General features: G+C 60.7%; 20 protein-coding genes. 9 read left to right on the forward strand and 11 right to left on the reverse strand.

What is annotated here, in order from left to right; all coding sequences use genetic code 11:
• Nucleotides 1–180 precede the first annotated feature (180 nt).
• On the forward strand, nt 181–1,377 hold the full coding sequence (gene fabV / locus PQR53_RS35800) for an enoyl-ACP reductase FabV (protein ID WP_408464870.1): 1,197 nt from the start codon (nt 181–183) through the stop codon (nt 1,375–1,377).
• A gap of 144 nt (nt 1,378–1,521) precedes the next feature.
• Here fabV and PQR53_RS35805 read toward each other — a convergent pair whose 3' ends face one another.
• The gene (locus PQR53_RS35805; RefSeq protein WP_408464872.1) at nt 1,522–2,148 is read right to left on the reverse strand and encodes a TetR/AcrR family transcriptional regulator; all 627 of its coding nucleotides are present in this window, start codon (nt 2,146–2,148) and stop codon (nt 1,522–1,524) included.
• A gap of 100 nt (nt 2,149–2,248) precedes the next feature.
• On the opposite strand from PQR53_RS35805, the gene PQR53_RS35810 reads away from it, so the two are divergent.
• Together PQR53_RS35810 and PQR53_RS35815 are read left to right on the forward strand one after the other, a co-directional pair.
• A complete protein-coding gene (locus tag PQR53_RS35810; RefSeq protein ID WP_408464874.1) occupies nt 2,249–2,608 on the forward strand; it encodes a darcynin family protein in 360 nt (119 codons plus the stop codon).
• Nucleotides 2,609–2,811: 203 nt separating this feature from the next.
• The gene (locus PQR53_RS35815; protein ID WP_408464876.1) at nt 2,812–3,192 is read left to right on the forward strand and encodes a hypothetical protein; all 381 of its coding nucleotides are present in this window, start codon (nt 2,812–2,814) and stop codon (nt 3,190–3,192) included.
• Between the two features lie 75 nt (nt 3,193–3,267).
• On the opposite strand, the gene PQR53_RS35820 is transcribed toward PQR53_RS35815, so the two are convergent.
• From PQR53_RS35820 to PQR53_RS35835, 4 genes are all read right to left on the reverse strand, one after another.
• Nucleotides 3,268–3,546: a hypothetical protein gene (locus PQR53_RS35820; RefSeq protein ID WP_408464878.1), complete on the reverse strand. Its 279-nt coding sequence runs from the start codon at nt 3,544–3,546 to the stop codon at nt 3,268–3,270.
• Between the two features lie 272 nt (nt 3,547–3,818).
• Nucleotides 3,819–4,442, reverse strand: a complete 624-nt coding sequence (locus PQR53_RS35825; protein WP_408464879.1) for a glutathione S-transferase family protein — start codon at nt 4,440–4,442, stop codon at nt 3,819–3,821.
• A 159-nt stretch (nt 4,443–4,601) separates the two neighbouring features.
• A complete protein-coding gene (locus PQR53_RS35830; RefSeq protein ID WP_408464881.1) occupies nt 4,602–5,633 on the reverse strand; it encodes a histone deacetylase family protein in 1,032 nt (343 codons plus the stop codon).
• A gap of 198 nt (nt 5,634–5,831) precedes the next feature.
• Nucleotides 5,832–6,728 (reverse strand): LysR family transcriptional regulator, encoded by an 897-nt coding sequence (locus tag PQR53_RS35835; RefSeq protein WP_408464883.1) that lies wholly within the window; start codon nt 6,726–6,728, stop codon nt 5,832–5,834.
• 152 nt (nt 6,729–6,880) lie between these two features.
• Here PQR53_RS35835 and tam point away from each other — a divergent pair, with 152 nt between their 5' ends.
• Nucleotides 6,881–7,657, forward strand: coding sequence for a trans-aconitate 2-methyltransferase (tam, locus tag PQR53_RS35840; protein ID WP_408464885.1), 777 nt, complete (start codon nt 6,881–6,883; stop codon nt 7,655–7,657).
• A 172-nt stretch (nt 7,658–7,829) separates the two neighbouring features.
• The gene (locus PQR53_RS35845) at nt 7,830–8,195 is read left to right on the forward strand and encodes a hypothetical protein (RefSeq protein WP_323043798.1); all 366 of its coding nucleotides are present in this window, start codon (nt 7,830–7,832) and stop codon (nt 8,193–8,195) included.
• 107 nt (nt 8,196–8,302) lie between these two features.
• Here the strand turns inward: PQR53_RS35845 and PQR53_RS35850 are convergent, their stop codons facing one another.
• The 3 genes from PQR53_RS35850 to PQR53_RS35860 form a co-directional block, all read right to left on the reverse strand.
• Nucleotides 8,303–9,517: a porin gene (locus PQR53_RS35850; RefSeq protein WP_408464887.1), complete on the reverse strand. Its 1,215-nt coding sequence runs from the start codon at nt 9,515–9,517 to the stop codon at nt 8,303–8,305.
• 154 nt (nt 9,518–9,671) lie between these two features.
• Nucleotides 9,672–11,123, reverse strand: a complete 1,452-nt coding sequence (locus PQR53_RS35855; protein WP_408464889.1) for an APC family permease — start codon at nt 11,121–11,123, stop codon at nt 9,672–9,674.
• A gap of 283 nt (nt 11,124–11,406) precedes the next feature.
• The gene (locus PQR53_RS35860) at nt 11,407–12,405 is read right to left on the reverse strand and encodes an AraC family transcriptional regulator (RefSeq protein WP_408464891.1); all 999 of its coding nucleotides are present in this window, start codon (nt 12,403–12,405) and stop codon (nt 11,407–11,409) included.
• Nucleotides 12,406–12,605: 200 nt separating this feature from the next.
• Between PQR53_RS35860 and PQR53_RS35865 the strand changes: the two genes are divergently transcribed.
• From PQR53_RS35865 to PQR53_RS35880, 4 genes are all read left to right on the forward strand, one after another.
• A complete protein-coding gene (locus tag PQR53_RS35865) occupies nt 12,606–14,591 on the forward strand; it encodes a primary-amine oxidase (protein ID WP_408464893.1) in 1,986 nt (661 codons plus the stop codon).
• A 319-nt stretch (nt 14,592–14,910) separates the two neighbouring features.
• Nucleotides 14,911–16,044 (forward strand): hypothetical protein, encoded by a 1,134-nt coding sequence (locus PQR53_RS35870; RefSeq protein ID WP_408464895.1) that lies wholly within the window; start codon nt 14,911–14,913, stop codon nt 16,042–16,044.
• 98 nt (nt 16,045–16,142) lie between these two features.
• Nucleotides 16,143–17,624 carry a phenylacetaldehyde dehydrogenase StyD gene (gene styD, locus PQR53_RS35875; protein ID WP_408464897.1) on the forward strand — a complete coding sequence of 494 codons (1,482 nt, stop codon included), beginning with the start codon at nt 16,143–16,145 and terminating at the stop codon, nt 17,622–17,624.
• A gap of 145 nt (nt 17,625–17,769) precedes the next feature.
• Nucleotides 17,770–18,696, forward strand: coding sequence for a LysR substrate-binding domain-containing protein (locus PQR53_RS35880; protein WP_408464899.1), 927 nt, complete (start codon nt 17,770–17,772; stop codon nt 18,694–18,696).
• Between the two features lie 137 nt (nt 18,697–18,833).
• On the opposite strand, the gene PQR53_RS35885 is transcribed toward PQR53_RS35880, so the two are convergent.
• The 3 genes from PQR53_RS35885 to PQR53_RS35895 all read right to left on the reverse strand — a co-directional run bounded on the left by PQR53_RS35885 (nt 18,834) and on the right by PQR53_RS35895 (nt 23,157).
• Nucleotides 18,834–20,495: a GMC family oxidoreductase gene (locus PQR53_RS35885; protein WP_408464901.1), complete on the reverse strand. Its 1,662-nt coding sequence runs from the start codon at nt 20,493–20,495 to the stop codon at nt 18,834–18,836.
• Nucleotides 20,496–20,616: 121 nt separating this feature from the next.
• Nucleotides 20,617–21,834: a mandelate racemase/muconate lactonizing enzyme family protein gene (locus PQR53_RS35890; protein WP_408464903.1), complete on the reverse strand. Its 1,218-nt coding sequence runs from the start codon at nt 21,832–21,834 to the stop codon at nt 20,617–20,619.
• Nucleotides 21,835–23,157 (reverse strand): MFS transporter, encoded by a 1,323-nt coding sequence (locus tag PQR53_RS35895; protein ID WP_408464905.1) that lies wholly within the window; start codon nt 23,155–23,157, stop codon nt 21,835–21,837.
• Between the last annotated feature and the right edge of the window lie 90 nt (nt 23,158–23,247).

The raw sequence follows: 23,247 nt of genomic DNA on the forward strand, positions 1-23,247 counted from the left end.
GCTAATAGACCGATAACAATTCAAGAAAAGGCCAACACCACAGGCAGACAGACGAACAAGCGCCGCACGGGCAAAACAAAAAGCAAACCCCAACGCCACAGGCAACAAAAAACCCCCCACCGAACAGGCCCCAACCCTAACACCCCTATAATGTCGGCATTCCGACACAAGAGGTGCTTCATGATCATCAAACCGCGCGTGCGTGGCTTCATCTGTGTATCGACCCATCCGACTGGCTGCGAAGCCAACGTCAAGGAACAGATCGAATACGTCAAGGCACGCGGCCCCATCGCCAACGGCCCGAAGAAGGTCCTCGTGATCGGCGCATCCACGGGCTACGGCCTCGCCGCGCGCATCAGCGCGGCCTTCGGCGCCGACGCCGCCACCCTCGGCGTGTTCTTCGAACGCTCCGGCAGCGAAACCAAAGCAGGCACCGCAGGCTGGTACAACACCGCCGCCTTCGAAAAATTCGCCACGGAAAAAGGCCTCTACGCGACCAGCATCAACGGCGACGCCTTCTCCGATGAAGTCAAGCAACGCACCATCGAGGTCATCAAGCGCGATCTCGGTCAGGTCGATCTCGTCGTCTACAGTCTCGCCGCACCCAAGCGCACGCATCCGAAAACCGGCGAAGTCTTCAGCTCGACGCTGAAGCCGGTCGGTAAGGCCGTCAACCTGCGCGGCATCGACACCGACAAGGAAGTCATCAAGGAAACCGTCCTCGAACCCGCCACGCAAGCCGAAATCGACAACACCGTCGCGGTGATGGGCGGTGAAGACTGGCAAATGTGGATCGACGCCCTGCTCGAAGCCGGCGTGCTCGCCGGCGGCGCGAAGACGACCGCGTTCACCTATCTCGGCGAAGAAATCACGCGCGACATCTACTGGAACGGTTCGATCGGCGCGGCCAAGAAAGATCTCGACCAGAAGGTAATCGGGATCCGCGAGAAACTCGCGGCCAAGGGCGGCGATGCGCGCGTCTCGGTACTCAAGGCGGTCGTCACGCAAGCGAGCTCCGCGATCCCGATGATGCCGCTGTACCTGTCGCTGCTCTTCAAGGTCATGAAGGAAAAAGGCACGCACGAAGGCTGTATCGAACAGGTCTACGGGCTCTACAAAGACAGCCTGTACGGCGCCACGCCGCACCTCGACGAAGAAGGCCGTCTGCGCGCCGACTACAAGGAACTCGATCCCGAAGTTCAAGGCCGCGTCCAGGAACTCTGGACTCAGGTGACCAACGACAATATCTACGAACTCACCGACTTCAGCGGCTACAAGACCGACTTTCTGCGCCTCTTCGGATTCGAGATCGCCGGCGTGGACTATGAAGCCGACGTCAATCCGGACGTGCAGATTCCTAAGCTCGTGCAACTTTGAGGTTTGCACGCGGGGCCCTTGCGACCCCGCACGCCGGTCTGATTCCGGCCATGTTGTGTTAGCGGGCCACGCGGGCCCGCCTCGCTCAGTCATGGTTGCGTTAGCGGGCCCGCAGGCTCGCGACCGCTACAAGGAGCCGCCGCTCTATTTCTCCCGCCTCGACTGCGCCACGTAGCCATCCACGGCGCGCATCACCCGCACTTCCAGCGCCGCGGCGTCGCGTTCCTCGCGCTCGCCCGCATCGTCGACCATGCCGTGCACGATCGCCAGCAAATCGTGTGCGACCAGATTCGCATCTTCCAGATCGGGCGCTTCGGGCTTGTCGGTCAACGCCGCCAGAAGCGCCGCATGAATCGTCTCGGCAACCCGCCGATCACGCTCGCCGAGCGGCAATCTACGTTCCTCGGAATCGATGATGCGCGCCAGCGCCGGCCTGCGCATCTGATGCGCTACCGCCGCGCGCACCATCGCGAGCACGCTGCCACGCGAATGCTCCACCAAGGTTGCCGATTCGATGTCCGCCATCAGTTGCGCGGTTTCGCGTTCGATCAATGCGACCGTCAACGCGTCGCGATTCGGAAAGTATTGATAGAACGAACCGATACTGACGCCGGCACGCTCCGCGACCGCATTGGTCGTGTAGGCGGCAAGGCCATGCGTCTCCAGAATGCGAGCCGCCGCTTCGAGCACGGCCTCGACGGTTTGTGCCGAACGCCGCTGAATCGGCGCTTTACGGGGTTTCAGGCGTTGCGTTGCAGTCGATCTGGACATGGCCGAAATGCGAGTTTTAAATGTGAGTGATCGCTCGTATTCTAAACCTGTTTTCGCGCAACCTCAGCGACCGCTCAGCCATCAACTGGAATCGAACGACATGACTTCATCTGTGAAAAAAACCGTATTGACCGTATTCATGCTTGTCAAAACAACGCCCGAATGGCTCGGCTTTTCCGCCGGTGAACGTTTTCGCCTGCTGCGCGAACATGTCGAGCCGATCATCGAGATGCATGCCGATGAAGTCAGCCTGCGTTTCTACGACGTCGAGTTCTATTCGGCGCGCGTGACGGACATCTGGGTGTGGGACGCGACGAGCCATCACGCGTACGAATTGCTGGTTGAAGCATTGCGTGAAACGCCGTTCTGGGACCGCTTCTTCGAAATCGTCGAGATTCTGCCTGGCGTGGAAAACGCTTTTGCGAGGAACGACAAGCGGGACGCGCTTGCGGCGTCGTGACCGGCACGGTGTCGTGAATGGACGAGCCGGCGCGGTTCAGTTGAATCGGCGCCGGCCTGTGCGTTAGGCCACACTTCGATCCATGCAACCGGTGTAGCGTCGGCCCACGGACGGTGGGCCGATTTACATTCGAAATGCCGTCCGAAATACCGTCCAAAACGGCGTCAGAAAACCAGTCGTTGCCAACAACGCGGAGACACTCGATGAAACCCCTGCTTGTTCTTGCCGTCATGATGCTGCCGGCTCTCGCTGCGATTGCGCAGACCACCGGCTCAACGGCATTCCCCGACGATGCCGCGGCGGCATCGGCCTCCGACATTCAGCAACGGCTCGCCGGCAAGACCTTCAACATCAAGCTGGCCGACGGAAGCCTCTGGCACGTCCAATACAGCACCGACGGCGCATACGACTTCAGCACCAACAAAGGCTTCACGGACAAGGGCGAATGGAAAGCCGAAGACGGCAAGGTGTGCAGTAAAGGCCGCAAGATCGGCAGCTCCTGCAATGAAATTCGCACCAAGGGCGACGCGATCTTTCTGAAGCGCGATAACGGCGAGGTGGTCGAGTTCGTCGAGCAGCATTGAACCGCATCGAAGCACCGGGCTGCCGACGGCGGTCACGAGACAGCGTCGGCGAGAAGTCGCCCCGGTGCTTCAGGATCAGCAGGGAAACGCCTCCTGAAGCGTGCGCAGAATAGCGAGGCCGACTGGAAAGTCGTCCGAGATGCCCGGATGGTTGGTGAAAAACTGATCGAGCAGCGGATAGACATTCTGATTGCCGATCGCGAGGTTTTCCGGCGGGCAGAACAGCGGCGGACGCTTCTTCGACACCAGATCTCCGTTCGCCCACCCTAGCGCGTTGATCGTGCCAGTAATGTAGGCCGCATAGACCGAGTTGGTGTCGCCATGAGCCCAGATCTTGTATTGCGAGGCCGTCATTTCGGCGCTCGCATCAAGCGTGAAACAGGCCGTAAGCAAGGCCAGTACAAATTTCGATACCCGCATCTTTGAACCTTCAATCCGCGTCGCAAAAGCGGCCATTGTAGGTGAGTCGGATCATCGTGCGCAAACGCTCAGCGCTCGGATTTTTATCAATTATTTTGTAAGCGTAAAGAATCACTTTTGAAAGCACTGACGAGCGAAGGAAGCCCGCCACGCCAGAGACACAGCCATGAATTTATAGCATGACAAATGCAGCACGAACGCGCTGTTCACGGCGTGCCGTTGCGGCAGTACGCCAGATAGCCCGGGCGCGCGGCAAGACGCTCCATGTAGGCCGTCACCGCTGGAAAATCGGCGTGTTGCAAAGGCGTCTCGAGCCAACGGTTGATCGACAGCGCGATCGGAATGTCCGCGAGCGAAAACGCGGGTCCAGCGATGAAGGCGCCGGTTGTTTCCAGTTGCCTGTCGACAATCGCAATATGCCTTGCCCAGTTCGCACACGACAGGTCGATCTGCTGACGGTCCTGATGCGCCGGCGAGCGCCGCACCAACGCAAGAAACGCGTAACTCCATGCCCGGTTCATCTCGCTCGCCTGCCAGTCGATCCATTGATCGCACTTCGCGCGCTCGCAAGGATCGCCCGGATAGAGAAACTCGCCGTCGTAGCGGCCCGCCAGATAACGGATGATCGAATTGGATTCCCACAGCACGAACCCACCGTCCCGGATCACCGGAACCATCGCATTGGGATTCAACGCGACGAACTCGGGAGCGTCGGTCGCCTTGAATCCGGAACCCCAATCTTCCCGTTCAAATGGCAGGTTCAGTTCGGCACAGGCCCACAGTACTTTGCGGACGTTGATGGATGAGGCTTTGCCTAGTATCTGGAGCATGGGGTCGTGGCCGCTCGTTCAGTCGCTGTGGAAAATTTCACCGGGTATCCGGCTGCGAATCGTAGGGTATCGACGGTTCGCTCAAGCGGACAGATACAGTTTTAGTCGTTCGAATCGGGCCAGCTCGCCGGACTGGAGATAGCGCTCAGCGATGGCGCCTCACACCGATTCAAACCCCGTCAGCACATTCACCGCGTTGACACCGATCGCCGCGACCGCATAGCCGCCCTCCATCACGAACAACGTCGGTTTTCCCAAGCGACCGATCGCCTCGCCGATGCGCGGATAGTCGTCGCTGCGCAGCTTGAACTGCGAAATCGGGTCTTCTTCGAAAGTATCGACACCGAGCGACACCACCAGCGCATCCGGCGCGTAGTCGGCGACGCGCGCGCAAGCCGCTTCGAGCGCCACCGTATAGTCCGCCCATGCCGTGCCCGGTTTCAGCGGGAAGTTCGCGTTGTAACCGAGGCCGGCACCGGTGCCGGTTTCGTCGGCGTGGCCGAGAAAGAACGGATATTCGGTGCGCGGGTCGCCATGCAGCGACGCGAACAGGACGTCCGGACGATGATAGAAAATGCTCTGCGTGCCGTTGCCGTGGTGATAGTCGACATCGAGAATCGCCACGCGTTTCGCGCCCGCATCGAGCAATGACTGCGCCGCCACCGCCGCGTTGTTGATGTAGCAGTAGCCGCCCATATAGTCGGCCGCCGCGTGGTGCCCAGGCGGCCGGCACAACGCGAATGCGCCGCGCGCGCCGTCGCTCACATGGCGTGCGCCGGTCAGCGCGACATTCACCGCATCGCGCACGGCCGTCCAGGTGCCCGACGTGATCGGCACACCCGCATCCATCGCGTAGTAGCCCAGCTTGCCGTCGATATCTTCCGGCACGCGGTCCTGGCGCATGCCGCGTACCGGCCACACGAGCGGCAGCGCGTCGTGCTTGCGGCCGAGCGCGCTCCATTCGTCCCAGGCGCTGCCAAGAAACGCGATGAAGCCCTTGTCGTGAATCCGGTGCACCGGGTCGAGCCCGAATGAGGCGGGCGCAATCACTTCGCCGAGCCGCGTTTCGCGCACCCGTTCCAGGATGAAATCGGCGCGGCTCGGCATCTCGAAGCAAGGCTTCATTTCGCCGTCGATCAATTCAGCATGGCCGTGGTGCAGCCGGTGCCGATCGCTATACACAGTCAACATGGATTGTCTCCTCGGAATGCTTGCTGCTCGAAGCCGCTGCGATGCTCAGGTTCGCCCGTGGGTGCGGAGCACGCCATCGCTTGTCGCGAGGATGCCATAGCCCGGCATACATTGGATCAAATTTCCCAAAAAGCCGATTCCAGTTCACGCCGACACCACCGCGCAACGGCACCGAAGCCAGGCGACTCCGAGCCACCGTCAAACTTTCAGCGTCGCCTGTTCGAGAATCATGTCGTAGAGCGCCTGCGCCGCCGGCGACAACTGCGCGGTCTTTCTGGTCACGAGCACGAGCGTGCGCGAGACCACCGGATGCGTGAGGTCGACGGTACGGACCGTCGGATACGCCCCTTTCTGAATAGCGAGCGCCGGCACCACGGCCGCGCCCACCCCCTGCGCAACGAGGCCGACAGCCGTCGAACTGCGTTGCACTTCATAAAACGAGCGCAGCGCCAGCGCGTTCTTTTCCAGAGCGATGTCGAGCAGCGCCCGATTGCCGCTGACTTCTCCGGCAAAGATCAACGGATACGATTGCAACTGCTGCCAGGCAATGCGCCGCCGCTTCGCCAGCGGATGATCTTCATGGCAGATCAACACGTAACGGTCTTCCGTCAACGGCACGCTGGCAAGATCCGGATGATGCTCTCCGGCGATATTGATGCCGAACTCCACCTCACGGTGCAGCACCGCCTCCTCCACCGCGGACGACGCGTGATCGAGAATCCTGATGCGGTTATGCGGATAACGGGCGGCGTAGGCCTGCAGAATGCGCGGCAAATATTGCACGCCCACGGTCGGCACACAGGCAATCGACACATCGCCGCGACGCGCCACGCCCGTCTCGCGAATCTCCACCAGCGCATCGGCAAGCTCGCCCAACAGACGGCGTGCCTGCGGCAAAAAACTGCGTCCTATTGCGGTCAACGCCATGGAACGGGTGGTCCGTTCGATCAACGTGACACCGAGAAACGTTTCGAGCTTACGCAGACGCTGCGTAATGGCCGTTTGCGTGACGTGCAATGAATCGGCGGCGCCTTGAAAGCTGCCGCGATCCGCAATCGCGACGAACGCCTGTACCCCTAGCGTGTCGATTTTCATTAGAAAAATGAAGGAATCGGAATGATAAATTCATTTTACTCTACCCTGCGGACCGCACAGAATGAGCGGATTGGTTCGGTTCGACACCGCCCACGATATGCGGGTGTCAGCGCAACGGCAACGGCCCCAAGGTAAAAACAAAGGAGCGTGACATGACTTCATCGACGAATTGGAATGCAAAACAGTACGTACTGTTCGAAAGCGAGCGCACGCGCCCCGTCAGGGATCTGCTGGCGGCGGTACCGGCAACCGACGTGCGTACGGCGGTGGACATCGGCTGCGGTCCCGGCAATTCCACCGAAGCGCTGGCGGCTCGCCTGCCCGGGGCAACAGTCAGCGGTCTGGACAGTTCCGCCGACATGATCGAGGCCGCCCGCAAGCGCCTGCCGCAATTCCAGTTCGAAGTGAGCGACATTACGAATTGGGACGCCACCGGGTCCTACGACCTGATCCTCGCCAATGCCGTGTTGCAGTGGGTACCGGATCATGAGCAACTGTTTCCGGCGCTCGTGAGCAAACTTGCGCCGGGCGGAAACCTCGCCGTGCAAATGCCGGACAATCTCGACGAACCCGCCCACCGTCTGCTGCGCGAAATCGCGGCGGACGGCCCGTGGGCGAACCAGCTGAAGGGCGTGGAACGCACCATGCGCCACGGCGCCGACTGGTACTACGCGCGGCTGGTGCCGCTGTGCGCGCGGGTCGACGTGTGGCGCACCACCTACTATCACCCGCTCGCGGGCGGCGCGGACGCGGTGGTCGAATGGTTCAAGGGCAGCGCGCTGAGACCGTTCCTGGACGCGCTCGACGACAGTCAGAAGGCGCCCTTCCTGCAACGCTACCGGGATGCGGTCGCGCGAGCTTATCCGGCTCTCGACGACGGCACCGTGCTGCTGCCGTTCCCGCGGCTGTTTATCGTCGCGACGCGCTAGCGGAACCGCGCTGCCGCAGGTTACGGCGTGGTGTAGCGTGGCGTTTGTGGTACGGAGCGCATAGGGTGTGTCAGCAATTGCCGCTCGCGAATTCTGCGTGATATTGTGTAACGGAAGCGGGGGACGGCCTGCCGTCCTCATCGGAACGCAAATTACAGCAGCGAGCGTCGCCATGAGTGATGTACGCCATCATCTGAGTCCACGGGACCGTTTGGAGCTGTTGTGCTGGCTCACATGCGGCTGCCTTGGCGCTTATTACCTGAACGAGGACTGGCCTGACGCGGCGTTTCACGTGCAGGCCGCCCATAAATGGCTCGACCGCCGCTCGCGGGAGGCAGACTGGTTGAGTATCGCCAGGTTGTCGGCAACCGCGCTGGAGATCGCGCGGCGGCACGCGAAGTTTGTCGATGCCGATTGGGCGCGCGACGCCGTCGAGGAGATTCTCGATACGGACGAGCTCGATCCTCAGGCGCGGCTGGTCAAGCAGGTGCTGGCGGATTGCCAGAGCGCACTGGCCGACAAGCGGCTCGCGGATTAGCCCCTTTTCCGCCTCGCCCGCTGGGAGGGCTCGCCGGGCGGCGCTGGCGGCGGAGATCTCTGCATCGATCTGTGCGTCAATCTGATTGCCAACGCCGCGCAGGCGGATCAAAAATTGTGCCGCACGCCGACGATCACAGCGAGTTGCTTATCCGTATCCGAATTGACGATATTGGGAATCTGCGCCAGATTTTCAGTTTGCCCCGTCGACGGATTGATCCCCAGCCCCGCGCCTGAAGATTTCTGCCCGATCGCCACCGCATAGACCGCCGTCCGCTTCGACAAGCTGTACACCGCCCCAAGGTTGACCTGATGCACGCGTGTCGACGCGCTGCCAGCCGGTTTGGCGTCGTTGAAGATATACGCCAGACCGAGCTGTAAATCGGGCGCGAGCATATAGGTCGTATTCAACTCGGCAATGTCGAACGAGATATCCGACCCGCCAGGCGTCGCCGCGCTCGCGAAATACTGACTCTGCGATAAACGCGTATGCGTATAGGTGAGCGCCACGCTCGCCTTGCCGAACGCATAGGAGCCCCCTGCGCCGAAAATCCTCACCTTGCTTGCCTGCTGCAGCAGACAATACGATGCACCGGCGTTCGCGCAGCTGAAATCGCCGATATATCCGGTCGTCCCGCCTAAGGCCGCCTGCAACGGTTGATTCAACTCCAGATACCCCGCGCTCAACGACAACGGCCCCTGTGCGTAATTCGCCGCCAGCGCCCAGCCCTTGTTCTGCGAGAAATTCCCCGCCACACCGCCCAGGCTGAACAACCCGCCAACCGTCAAGCCACCGAAGCTCGGGCTGATGTACTTGATCGAGTTGTTGAAGTTGAACGCTTCGTTGAGATTGTCGACGTCGCCGAAATGCGAGCCGTATAGCGTCGCCCAGTTATTGCTCGACGCATACGCACCCATGTAGTCGGAGAACGGATCGTATTGACGGCCGAATGTCAGCGCGCCGTACGTGCCGTTGTTCAAACCGACCCATGCATTGCGGTTGAACAGCGTATTCGACTGCAACATCGCGCCGTTGCCGATCAGAAAGCTGTTCTCCAACGTGAAGTTGACCGTGGTGCCGCCGCCGATGTCCTCCGTGCCCATCAAGCCCCAACGCGACGGCACCAGATTGCCGCCCGCCAACTGGTAATTCGCATGACCGTTGGTGCTACCGTCGGCCAGCGTCGTCTGCTGGTTGGTCGTGTAGACGACGCCGGCGTCGACCGTGCCGTAGAGCGTCACCGAAGATTGCGCATGCGCGCCCATCGCGAGGCCGCACGCGGCCAGCGCAAGCGCCGAGCGCTTGACGAATTTGTCTGCCATATTTTTGTCGAGAGTTGAGTGGTAAAAACAGCGAGAACAAACGGGAAAAGCAGGACGAGCGACGCCACCCCGCTGCCGCTCGGATATGAACGGCAGCAGTCGATCGTTAGAACGTGACGGGAGGCGCGCGCTGGATGCGTTGCGCGTCGTTCGATTACTGCCCGAAGCGCGCGTAGATATCCGGCCGCTTTTTGCGCAGGATGAGACCGATCGCGACGCCGCACAGCGCAACCGCGAATACGATCCAGGGGAAAGACTTGACGATTGGGCTATCGGAGCCGCTGAGCGCGTCGAGATTGCGCACCAGAATCACGCCGATATAGAGCAGGCCGAGGCCACCCACCAGCGGCGCGATAAACGAATGCCATACGCGCGTGTCCTTGCGCGTCTTGCGGAAAAACGCGATCACCGAAAAACTCGTCACCGCTTGCAGCATCACGATCCCGATTGTGCCGAGCGCCGAACTCCAGCTGAATACGATATTGAACACGTCGCTGCCGGCCGCGATGAAGCAACCGAGCAGCACGCACACTGAGAGTGTTTGCAGATAGCTCGCCACATACGGCGAACGGTATTTCGCGTGCACCCGGTTGAGCGCTTGCGGCAGGATGCCCTCGAGGCTCAACGCATGGATATAGCGCACCAGCGTGTTATGGAACGACAGCAGACTCGCGAAGATACTGCTGAGCAACAGGAAGCTCATCACGGTCGTCACCGCACCGCCCAGGTACTTGCCGGACTGAATGAACCAGAAGTCGCCCGGCTGCTTTGTCGCGACTGCGACCACATCGTTCAGTCCATACGCGCACACAATCGTCCACGTAACGAAAGCGAAGAACACGAGAATCAGCATCACCGACACATACGTCGCGCGTGGCACCGTCACCTTCGGGTCCCGGCATTCCTTGCCGTAAATCGCCGTCGCCTCGAAACCGATAAACGACGCGAAGGCGAACATCACCGCAATGCCGAGGTGGCCGCTAAACACATGCTGCGGCGTGAACGGCGCGAGCGTGAGGCCATTCGGGCCGCCGCCATGGACGACGATCGCAACCGCAAGCAACAACAGAATGCCCAGTTCAAGACACATCAGCACGCCGAGCAGGCGGCTATTCAGATCGATGCCGCGGATGCCGGTGAATTGCACCACCGCCACGCAGATCAGTGAATAGCCGTACCAGGGCATCGCGGTATGCAGTAGTGGAGAAAGAATCACCGTGCAGAAAAACCCGAACAACCCGTAAAGCGCGATCTGGATGAAGGTGTACGACATCAGCGCGACGAGTGCGCCGGCCATGCCCAACGGCCGTCCAAGTCCGGCGGCGATGTAGGCGTAAAACGCGCCGGCGCGCACCACGTGCCGGCTCATCGACGCAAAGCCCACGCTGAAGATCAGCAGCACGACGCCGGCAATCACGAACGCGCCCGGAATGCCCGCGCCGTTACCCAGGCTGATCGCGGGCGGCACCGCACCGAGCATGCCGGTCAGCGGCGCGGCCGCGGAAATCACGAGAAACACGATCTGCCACAAGCCCAGCGTATTGCCCTTCAATTCCACCGGGGACTCCGCGTCGACCAGACGGGTCGGAGAGTAGGGTTCATTCATCGCTGCCTCTAGTTTTGTTGGCTAGTCTGGAACTCGCCTGAACCCTGGCAATGCGGGGCGAGGCGCTCGGTTGACCGACGTTCGATGCTTCGGTGTGAGCGCATGGTAGGTAGCTAAAAAATAAAGCGACTTCGCGAACCGCGCCAAATTTTCGATAATTCGCGCCAATGCTCGTAAGAGCGCCAACACGGCGGTTCGCTCCGGATAATTAGGAAAGGGAAGTTTTTTGTATGACGATTTAGTTGCATCAATACTTTCAGAATGAAAGCGTTGGCGCACGCTTTTATTGTTTTTTCCAGTTGCGCGTGGCGCGCCACAACACGGTCGCATCGGCATAACCCACGGCGCGAGCGATCGCCGCATTGGTGAGCCCGTTACGTTCAAGCAGCCCTTCCACACTACGCTGCCGCTCTTCACGCACGATCTGCCGGACGGAAGTCCCTGCCTCGGCCAGGTGCCGTTGCAACGAACGATGCGAGAGACCGAGATCTTTTGCGATATCGGCGACGATCAGCTTTTCGTGCGCGAGCCGCCGCGTCACCAGATCGCGCACCTGTTCGACGATGCTGTGAGGCACGGCGTCGCGTGCAATCAGGTCGGTGGCATGGCGCTCCATCATGCGCGCCATTTGTGTGTCGGCGCTCTTGAGCGGTGCGTCGAGATCCAGCGGACGCAGAATCACGCCATTGAAAGGCTGCTGAAAGCGCACCGGAACGCGGAAAATGCGGGCGTACGGTTTGAGATCGGGCGGCGCTGCGTGTTCGAAATGCACTTCAACCGGATTCCATGCCGCGCCGCGCACGAGCCGGATCATATGGCACATCGTCGCCAGGCTGTATTCCGCGTCCTGCCGGCGTGGCCAGATTTGCGGGCTGGCGATCTGATAGGTCCAGATGGGCCATTCGCCATCGCGCAGTAACTCGCAAGTCGTGGTGTTCTGCCACGACGCGAGCGCGAGCGAGAACTTGCGCACGGCCGCGTTCAAGGTCGGCGACGATAGAAACACGAGACCCGCTGGTCCGAGTTCCGTCAACTGCAATTCGCTACCCAGACGCAAGCCTAGCGACGGTTCCTCGAGGACTTCGGCCGCGCGCTCGAATGCCGCCACATAGCGGGTAAGCGGCAGGATTTCATAGGGATTCGACAGGAGCTTGCGGCTCATGCCGAACGCTTCGAGCAGCGCGTCGCAATGGGCGCCGGATGCATCGAGTGCGCGCACAACCGGTCCCATCACCGCGCCGCGGATCATCGGGAATCTGCCGTTGAGCGTGACTTTTTTCATGCTGAGCGTCTCCTCTCAAGTCTTCGCTGAAGTACTGCAATGCCATACCTCGTGGCGCACTTTATCGTTCATTTGGCGCGATAAGCAAGCGCGAAAATATTATTGGGTTCCTACGATTTGCCATCGACTCAGCGTACGCCGCGCTTCATTCAGCCTCGCGGGCACGCAGTCCGGTCCAGCACACTCCTTACGGGAACCTTATGAACACGAATGCCACGAAAGCCGCTCACGCCCCCGTTCATCCACTCGATCCGCTGAGTCCGGACGAAATGCAGCTTGCCTGCGATCTCGTGAAGGCCGCCGAAAAACTCGACGCGCAGGTGCGCTTTCCGATGGTCGAATTGCGCGAGCCGCCGAAAGCCGAGGTGATTGCATTCAAGACCGGCGACTATTTTTCGCGTGTGGCATTCGTTCTCGCGATTGACCGCACGCGTGGCGCGACCATTGAATTCAACGTGGACCTGAGAGAGAAAAGAGTCGCGTCCCGCAAGGTACTACCGTTCGATCAGGCGCCGTACGGCCAGCCGCCGATCATGATCGAAGACTTCATGAACGCCGAGCAGATCGTCAAGAACGACCGCGCATGGCGCGTGGCGGTGATGAAGCGCGGCCTGACCGAAGCAGATCTGGAGCGCGTCCAGGTCGATCCGTTTTCCGCCGGCTGCTTCGACCGCGAGAACGAGAACGGCCGGCGCCTTGTGCGATGCGTGAGTTACTACCGCGAGAGCGTGACGGATAACGGCTACGCGCATCCGATCGAGGGTGTGGTGGCGGTGGTCGATCTGCTTGAACAGAAAGTGATCGAACTGGTGGACGACGGCCGCATCATTCCGATTCCGCGTGCGAAGCACAACTACGACACGCCGAGCCTTGGCGGGCCGCGCAGCACGCTCAAGCCGCTCTCGATCAGCCAACCCGAGGGGCCGAGCTTCGAGATTGACGGCTGGCATGTGAGCTGGCAGAACTGGACCTTCCGCGTCGGCTTCACGCCGCGCGAGGGTCTGGTGCTGCATCAACTGTCATGGGACGACGGCAAGAACGCTCGACCCATCATCTACCGTGCGAGCGTGACGGAGATGTGTGTGCCCTACTCCGATCCCAGCACGAATCACTACTGGAAGAGTGCCTTCGATGCCGGCGAATACGGCCTTGGCAAACTGGCGAATCAACTCGAACTCGGTTGCGACTGCCTCGGCACGATCCGTTATTTCGACATTCCGTCCGCCGACGATTTCGGCAACGCGTTCGTGATGAAGAACGCCGTATGCATGCACGAGGAGGATTACGGCACGCTGTGGAAGCACTATGAGTTTCGCACCGGCGTCTTCGAAATGCGCCGTTCACGACGCCTCGTCATCTCGTTCTTCGCGACCGTCGGCAACTATGACTACGGCTTCTACTGGTACCTGTACCAGGACGGCACGATCCAGCTCGAATGCAAGCTGACCGGCATCGTGCAAACCTCGGCGGTGGCCGATGGCGACACGTATCCGTGGGGCGGCATGATCACCGGCAATCTTGGCGGCCCGACGCACCAGCATTTCTTCAATGCGCGCATGCACATGATGGTGGACGGCGAACGCAACACTGTGAGCGAACATGAATTCGTGCCGCGCCCGATGGGCGAAACGAATCCGTACGGGAATGTCTTCGACACCACGAAGCGCGTGTTCAGGACCGAGGGCGAAGCAGCACGCGTGGCGAACGGCGGCACGGGACGTTACTGGAAGGTGACCAACCCGAACGTGCGGAACGCGGTCGGTGCGAATCCTGGCTACAAGCTGATCGTGAACGATTCGCCGCTGATGCTGGCCGACGAGCGCTCCAAGGTCCGCCAACGCGGCGGCTTTGCCACGCGTCACGTGTGGGTCACCCCGTTCGATCCGGCCGAGCGTTACGCGAGTGGCGACTATCCGAACCAGCACGCGGGCGGTGACGGCTTGCCGCGCTACATCGAGGCGAACCGCAACATCGAGAACGAGGATCTTGTCTTGTGGCACAGCTTTGGCCACACGCACGTGTGCAAGCCCGAGGACTTCCCTGTGATGCCTGTGGAATACGCCGGCTTCATGCTCAAGCCGAACAACTTCTTCTCTGCCAACCCGACGATGGACTTACCGTCCGAGCGAGATCAGAACAGTGTCGAAGACGGCAAGTCCACGAATCATGGCTGCTGCAAGCACTGATCCGACGCCGCGCGACGCGCGAGCCGCGGCTATAAGTTCGGCCGACACGGCATACGGGAGTTTTGCGAATGCGCGCCGCGCGGCATCGGTCCTCTTTGTCAGCGTGAGCGGGACCGTTCGCGGGCTAATTGCGCGCGTGGACAGCACGGCACGTGGGCTAATTGCGAGCGCGTGCGGCACGGCAAGCGGGCAGGTTGCGAGCGTTGGGCACACGACCCGTGGGTTGGTTGCTAGCGTTGGGCACACGACCCGTGGGTTGGTTGCTAGCGTTGGCGGCAGGACCCGCGTGCCAATTGCGAGCGTGTGCGGCACGGCCTGTGTGCTGCTCGTAAACGGCGCTGTGGCGTTGGTGACGCAAGCTGGCCTTGGGCAACGCGCCAGCACGCTGTGGATGAGTGCGTTGGCGTTGGCAACGATGACGATCGTGCCGCTGTTGATGTCGCGCCTACCCGGGCGACGGAGCACGTTTGCGACGGCGATGACACTGATTGGCACGATGAGTGCGATGAGCGTCGTGCCGGCGTATGTGAGCGGGTTGGAGCATCCCGTCACGATAGCCGCGTTGGCCATAACGATAGGTGGCGGATTGCTGGTATGCGGCGGGTGGCGCCTCATTGGCGCGGAGGTGGGATTGCCAGTTGGGTACTCCGGCCGGCGTACCGTTTCGAAGCTGAACGGAGGCGAATCGACCAGGGCGATCCACGCGACCGGCGCGACTGCGCTGCTCGCATTATTTGCTGGCCTATCGAGTGGCGGTCTTGCGCGTTTCCAGCTATTCGCACTGTGCGGGGTGGGTGGCACACAACCGCTGTGGCAGATTGCGCTTTCGCTGAGTGCCGTTTGCGCACTGGCATTGATTGCTGATCGATCTGGCAATAGCAACCGAATGCTGATTGTGCTGTACGTATCACGAGCGATGTTAATCGGCGCGCTTGCAGCCGCGGAGAGTCAGACACTAGCCCTCCTCGCGGCAAAGATATTCTTGATTCTTGACTGCGTGACGATACCGGCGCTAATGAAACTGCGGAGCGACGCGCGCAGCGCAATGTATGCCGGTTGCCCCGGCGCGGCACACCACATCGGGATGGTGGTGGGGGCAACGTTATCGACGACGCCCTACTTTTTCGGTGACGGATTCATCGTGCTGTATGCGCTAGGCGCAATAGCGAACCTGATCTGCGCCACCGCACTGGCAACCAATTGGCTCAATAAAGTCTTTCACCGAGCTCCCGCCGCCCGGCGGACCTTTCCGACGAGCACGAAGAGCGAGGCGGGAGGAATGACTGCTTTGTCACCGGGGTTGAATGCGCGAGAACACCGATTCCAGATGCACCACTACCGCAACTGTGCGGGGGACCCGCTTATGAGCTGGCGGGGTGAGCGGCTTTCTTTGCTTATCTTTCTTTGCCGCGGCAAAGAAAGTAAGTGCCGCCCCGCACAGGGGCAACGCTAATAGACCGATAAGAATTCAAGTAAAGGCCAACGCAGCAAGACCACACCCAAAACAAACCGACCACCTCCAAACCCACCCCAAAAGGAGACACTCAAAAAATGAACACTGAGCAAAGCGCAGCGCCGTTCCCAACCTACATGTTCATCAACGGCGAAAGAACCTCAAGCGCCGCGGGCAAAAAAACCTTCCCCATCTACAACCCCGCCACAGGAGAACAACTAGCCGAACTTCCAGACGCATCAGAAACCGACATCGACCACGCGGTCAAGACTTCAAAAGCGGCTTTCGAATCAGCCACATGGCGCAGAATGCCGCCGACAAACAGAGAGCGCCTGCTACTAAAACTAGCCGACCTGATAGAACAACACACAGAAGAACTAGCCACCTTAGAAACGCTAAATCAAGGAAAACTACTAGCATTCTCAAAGATGCTGGAAGTATCAGGCAGCGTCCAATGGTTACGTTATATGGCCGGCTGGGCCACCAAAATCGAGGGCACGACTTTCGACCTGTCGATTCCCTTCCCGCCCGGCACCCGTTATAACGCATCAACAAAACGCGTCCCGGCGGGCGTAGTCGCGGCAATCGTCCCGTGGAACTTCCCGCTCCTGATGGCGGTCTGGAAAATCGCCCCGGCACTGGCATGCGGCTGCACTGTCGTACTGAAGCCTGCGGAAGAAACGCCTTTGACGGCAATCCGTCTCGCCGAACTGGCGCATGAAGCAGGCTTCCCGCCAGGCGTATTAAACGTCGTCACAGGCCGCGGCGAAAGCGCCGGCGCCGCGCTGGTCAAGCACCCGCTGGTGAACAAAGTCACCTTCACCGGCTCGACCGAAGTAGGCCGCATCATCGGCCGCCAATGCGCTAGCGATCTGAAGCGCGCATCGCTGGAACTGGGCGGCAAGAGCCCGGTAATCGTGCTCGACGACTGCGACCCGAAAAAAGCGATCGAAGGCGCCGCGGGCGCGATCTTCTTCAACCACGGCCAGGTCTGCACCGCAGGTTCACGCCTGTACGTTGCACGCTCGATTTACGACGAAGTCGTCCAGGGCATCGCCACCATCGCCGATGATATCGCGCTGGGCTCGGGCTTCGACGCCGCGACGCAGATGGGTCCGATGGTGTCCTCGCGGCATCGTGACAAGGTCATGGGCATGATTGCGCAAGGCCAGCAGGAAGGCGGAGAGATTCTGTCCCGTGCGGCGCGCGTGGAAGGCGACGGCTTTTTCGTCCGGCCGACGGTGATTGCCAACCCCGCATGCAAACCGCTTTCAGTCGTCAAGGAAGAAGTCTTCGGGCCGGTGCTGGTCGCGATGCCCTATGACGATATCGACGAGGTGCTGGCGCAGGCCAATGCGTCCGAATATGGGCTAGGTGCAAGCGTCTGGACCAATCAACTCGACAAGGCGCTGCGACTCGTCGACGGGATCGAGGCCGGGACGGTGTGGGTGAACACGCACAACATGGTCGACCCGGCGATGCCGTTCGGTGGCTTCAAGGCGTCCGGAATCGGACGTGAGCATGGCAAAGCCATTATCGATTCCTACACCGAAAGCAAGTCAGTCTGTATCGCTTATTGACGACTCAACTGCCGATGCGCCGCTCGTGCATATGTGCTTTTGAAGCCGGCACAACAGCATGAGCGGCAGGTGAGCAAATCAGTAAAATGTCGGAGAATCGCGCAGCCGCGCGCCACTTCCCCGGTCGAACATCTTGAAACGCAAAATGCCCGCGCTGAACGCGCTGAAAGCCTTCGAAGTCGCTGGCCGCACGGGCAGCTTCACCCGCGCCGCGGAACTGCTGAACGTGACGCAAAGCGCGGTTAGCCGGCAGGTCCGGCAACTCGAGGCGCAACTTGGCGAGACGCTGCTGCAGCGTCACCATCACCACCTTGAGCTCTCGGCAGCGGGCCGCGTCCTGCTGCAGGCCCTGCAACAATCGTTCGACCGCATCGAACTGACCGTGCGCAGCCTGCAGGAAAAAACCCACCGCAATCGCTTGCGCATCAATGCGCCGCCCACCTTCACGAGCCGCTGGCTGATGCCGCGCCTCGGGCGTCTGCGTGACGCTCATCCGCACCTTGAACTGAGCCTGTCCACACGCGTCGACGACAACCTCGCCGAATCCGGCGTGCTCGACTGCGCCATCCGTTTCGGCAATGGCGAGTGGGAAGGTTCTGACAACCGCCTGCTAATGAACGAGCGGCATATCGCTGTCTGCGCGCCCGCGTTGCTCGCGCGCCAGGCCGGCCGCGCGGATATCGATCTGAACCAGTTCACGCTGCTGCACGTGCTCGCGAGCGCCGATCAGCGCTATCTCACCTGGCAGCATTGGTTGAAGGCGGCCGGCATCGAAAATGTCGAGACACGCGGCGGCTACGAATTCGATTTGCTCGATCACGCGATCCGCGCCGCCATCGACGGGCTTGGTGTGACGATCGCCGATCGTCACATGATCGGACGTGAGTTAGCCGAGGGTCAGTTGGTGCAAGTGCTGAATGTGCATGTAGACGGCCATCAGTCGTACTGGCTAGTCACGCGTGCGGAACAGGACGAGCTACCGCACGTCGCGCTGTTTCGCGACTGGCTGCAACAGGAAATCTGGCTGACCGGGCGTGCGGACGATTCGTCAGCGTCCGCGTCGTTGGACTAAGCGGGCTGATTCGAGCCATGCGCGTGCCGCTCCTCAGCGGCGTGACGCACGCTGTTTTGCGCGGAGCAAATAAAAGCCGCGCCGACAGCATTGCATCGGCGCGGCTTTCCAACCCAATGGAAACGAACCACTCACTGTCAGGCCACGGCAGCCAGTTCCGCCGCTTCGGGTTGAAAGTCGGCCTCGGCAACGGCGTCCTCGAGAATCATCTCGGCGCCCTTCTCCGCCACCATCATCGTCGGCGCATTGATATTGCCGGAAGTGATGTTCGGGAAGATCGACGCATCGACCACGCGCAAGCCGGCCATGCCATGCACCCGCAAACGCGCATCCACCACCGAGATGCGCGGGTCGTCGCCCATCGCGCATGAACCACACAGGTGGTAGATCGAACCCGATTGCTCGCGAAAATACTGCAGGAAGCCTTCACGCGTATTCACCTGCGGCCCCGGCGAAATTTCTTCGACCGTAATCTCTTTCAATGCGGGCGATGCCATCACCTTGCGCACCAGTTCGCAACCCTGGATGACTTCCTCGATGTCCTTCCCGGTGGTCAACGCGTTGATGCGGATTTTCGCGGCGTCTTCCGCGCGATTCGATGCGATCTCGATCGATCCGCGGCTAGTAGGCCGGCATGGATTGAATGCGAGCAGAAAGCCCGAATAAGGTTCGGGTTCGAGATTCGCCTTGTTGCTCTTCGGAATCCGGTATGACAGCGGATTGAAGTACAACTGCAGATTCGGCTGCACTTCCCGATCGTTACCTCGGAAGAACCCGCCCGACTGATTCACGCTCATTGCAAGCGGCCCCTTGCGCGTCAGCAGATACTGCAGGCCAAGCTTGAGCTTGCCGAGCAAGGGTCGCATCTCGTCGTTCAGCGTCTTGACGTTCGCGCGATAGTAGAAACTCACGCACAGATGATCCTGCAGATTCTGGCCCACAGCGGGCAGTTCCTTGACCATCGCGATGCGATGCTTCGCCAGCAACGCGCTATCGCCCACGCCTGAGAGTTGCAGCAGCTTCGGCGAATCGACGGCGCCCGCCGACAGGATCACCTCCCGGTTCGCCATGAAGCGCCGCGCCGCGCCGTTCTGCGTCACGCTTACGCCAATTGCGCGCTGGTTGCCGTCGAATAGCACGCGGTTTGCCAGCACGTCGCGCTCCACCGTGAGATTCGTGCGCGGCAGCACTGGGTGCAGGTATTCGAAGCTGCTCGACGAACGTTGTCCGTTGCGCGTATTCACATCGTAGATGCCGGCGCCTTCGAATTGCTCGCCGTTGAAGTCGTCGCTACGCTTGTAACCGGCCTGGTCGCAGCCTTTCAGGAACACGTGGCAGATCGGATGTACCGCGTCCTTCATCGGCGAGATACGGATCGGGCCGTCGGCGCCGTGATATTCGGTGTTGCCGAGCGGATGCGACTCGAGCTTGCGGAAATACGGCAGCACGTCGCGAAACCCCCAGCCCTTGTTGCCCGCTGAAGCCCAGTCGTCGAAATCATGCGGCTGGCCGCGCACGTAGATCATCGCGTTGATCGAACCGGAGCCGCCCTGCACCTTGCCGCGCGGGCAATAAATCGGCCGGTTGCCGAGCTCCTTTTCGGGCTCGCTGTAGTACATCCAGTTGTAGGTTTCGTTGTAGTACGTCTTGGTGAAGCCAACTGGAATCTTGAACCAGAAGGAACTGTCCTTGCCGCCCGCTTCGAGCAGCAGCACGGAATATTGGCCCGACGCCGAAAGGCGATTGGCGAGAATGCAGCCCGCCGAACCCGCGCCGACGATGATGTAATCGTAGTTCATGCTCTATGTCGCCCGACGGCGCCCAATCCATTGAATGCGAAAAACAGCGTGAAACCCGCGGCTTGAAATGAATCCCGCCACTTGAAACCCTCAGGCAAAACCCGGCAGATTCAGGCGCGGTTCAACCCTTGGCCGGCGCGAGGTCTTTCACGTCGGCCGGTTGTGCCGCCATTTGCAGATGCAGTCGCTCGCCGGTGTACGGCGTGTGCTGCCGAACCACGTCCATGTTCAACTCCACGCCCAGGCCCGGCTCCTGCGAAGGAATGATGTAGCCGTCTTCCCATTGAATCGGCTTCTTCAACACCGCCGCATGAAAACCGTCCCACGTGCCGATACTTTCCTGAATCAGGAAGTTCGGCGTGCAAGCCGCGAGCTGAATGCTCGCTGCCGCGCCGATCGGCCCGTTGTACAGGTGCGGCGCGATCTGCGCGTAATACACCTCGGCGATCGCCGCGACTTTCTTCGCTTCGAGCAGACCGCCCACGCGCGCCACGTTCAGTTGCAGGATCGACGCCGCGCCCGCTTCGAGCAGTTTGAAGAATTCATACTTGGTGGTCAGGCGCTCGCCCGCGGCAATCGGAATACTCGTGTGCTGCGCGACTTGCGCCATCGCGCCTTCCTGCCCCGGCGGCACCGGTTCTTCGAACCACAACGGATCGTATTTCTCGAGGCGTTTGGCAAGCCGGATTGCCGACGACGGCACCATCTGCCCATGCGTGCCGAACAGCAGATCGGCCTTGCTGCCAACCGCTTCGCGCACGCGACGGCAGAAAGTCTCACAACGGTCGAGCACCTCCATCGACAGTTGATGGCCCGAATAGGCCGTGTATGGCCCGGCCGGATCGAACTTCACCGCGGTGAAGCCGCGCTTCACGTTTTCAGCGGCGCATTCGGCGGCGAGATCGGGATCGTCGTAGTCGTATTCACCTCGGCTGTTCTTCGGATACAGGTACGTGTACGAGCGCAAACGCGGGTTCACCATGCCGCCGAGCAGCTCGTACACCGGCTTGTTTGCCGCCTTGCCGATGATGTCCCAGCAGGCCATTTCCAGCCCGCTGACCACGCCCATCATCGTCAGATCGGGACGTTGCGTGAAGCCGCTCGAATACGCCTCGCGCCAGAGCCTTTCGATATGATGCGGATCCTTATCGAGCAGGTAGCGGCCGAATACATCGTCGATGATGTGAGTCATCGCCTTCGGATGAAACGTCGCCGAATAGATTTCGCCCACGCCTTCAATACCGCAATCGGTCTTGAGCTTGACGAAGATCCAGTACATGCCGCCTACGTGTGGCGGCGGTACGGCGACGATATGCGTTTCCAGTGAGACGACTTTCATTTACGCGACCCCTTCGCTTTTAAGCATGTTTCGCAGCGCCAACCCGGCAAAGCCGCCGAGCGTCGCCATTCCGGCCACATAGCCGAAGTAAAGCTGGTAACCAAAGACGCCCGGGAAGTTCTGCGTCAGATAGCCGTTGATCAACGGCAGGAACACGTCGGGCGAATAGCCGAGTACCGAGATCAGGCCAATGGCGAGGCCCATCGTTTCGACCGGGATATTGCAGCGATCGAGCAGCGACCAGTACAGACCGCGAATCGCGTAAGTCAGAATGCCGATGAAGAGCACGAGGAACACCAGCAGTACGTGGCTCGAGATCCGCGGCGCCGCCATCAGGCCCAGCAGCGACAGTGCGGCGAGGAAAAGCGCGATCACCAGCACCGAGACTTTCGAATAACGGTCGCCGAGAAAGCCGCCGCCAATGCCGCCGATCGGCCGCATCCACAGCTTGAGCGTGGTGATCGTGCCGGCCATCACCACCGTCAAACCGATCTCGCCTTCGTGCAGATACGCGGAAAAACTGTAAGTGGCCCAGAACACCTGATAGCCGCAGAACACGATGGCCGCGACCAGCCACAACTCGGGAATCGAGGCGAGTGTTTTCAGATCGACCAGCACGTTGCTGCGTTTCTTCGCGGCGCGATTGGCGGCGGCATCTTCAACGCCTTGCGGGTCCTTGACGAGCGCGAGCACCACGCCGAGCGCGATGCAAAGCAACGCGTACAGGTAGACGACCAGCTTGAAACCCGCCGCGACCGGCTCACCCTTAGTCTGCGTGAACCACGCGAACAGTGTGATCGCGATGGTCGCGAGCATCGCTTCGATCAGGCCGCGTCCGCCGTCGAGCAAGCCGAAGAAGCGACCCTGCTCGTGCGTGCCGGCGATCATCGTCACGCGCTTGATGACGGCAGCCCAGAAGGTCAAACCGGTCGACACCCCCCAGCCGCCGAAGATCAGCATCAACACATGGAACGACGGCGCGGTCGAATACCACAGGCCGAGCACGCCGGTTGCGATCAGCGAAAAACAGATCAACAGGCGCGGTGCGATCCTGTCGGCGAGCCAGCCGCTCGGCAGGTAACTCAACAGGAAGATCGTGCCGAGCGACGAATACAGATAGCCGAGCTGGCTATCGGTGATATGGAACACTTCGAGCATCGTCGGCTGATAGACCTGCCGCAGATACAGAATCGGGTAGATCGCACCGGCTGCCAGCACCAGCAGCATAAGCTGGATATAGCGTTGCGCGTGGTTGCTTTGCAACGCGGTTTCCGCGGCGCTCGTGGCGAGCGAAGCGGTGGATTGAACGGGTTGAGATGACACGTGAGCGCTCCTGAGAGACACCGCGCCAAGCCGGGTCTCCAATCTGTTTTGTTATGGATTTGCAGCGTGCTGGCTGCGGGTTTTTGCGAG

The sequence above is a fragment of the Paraburkholderia fungorum genome, assembly GCF_046027605.1.
In the GTDB taxonomy this organism is placed as follows: domain Bacteria; phylum Pseudomonadota; class Gammaproteobacteria; order Burkholderiales; family Burkholderiaceae; genus Paraburkholderia; species Paraburkholderia fungorum_F.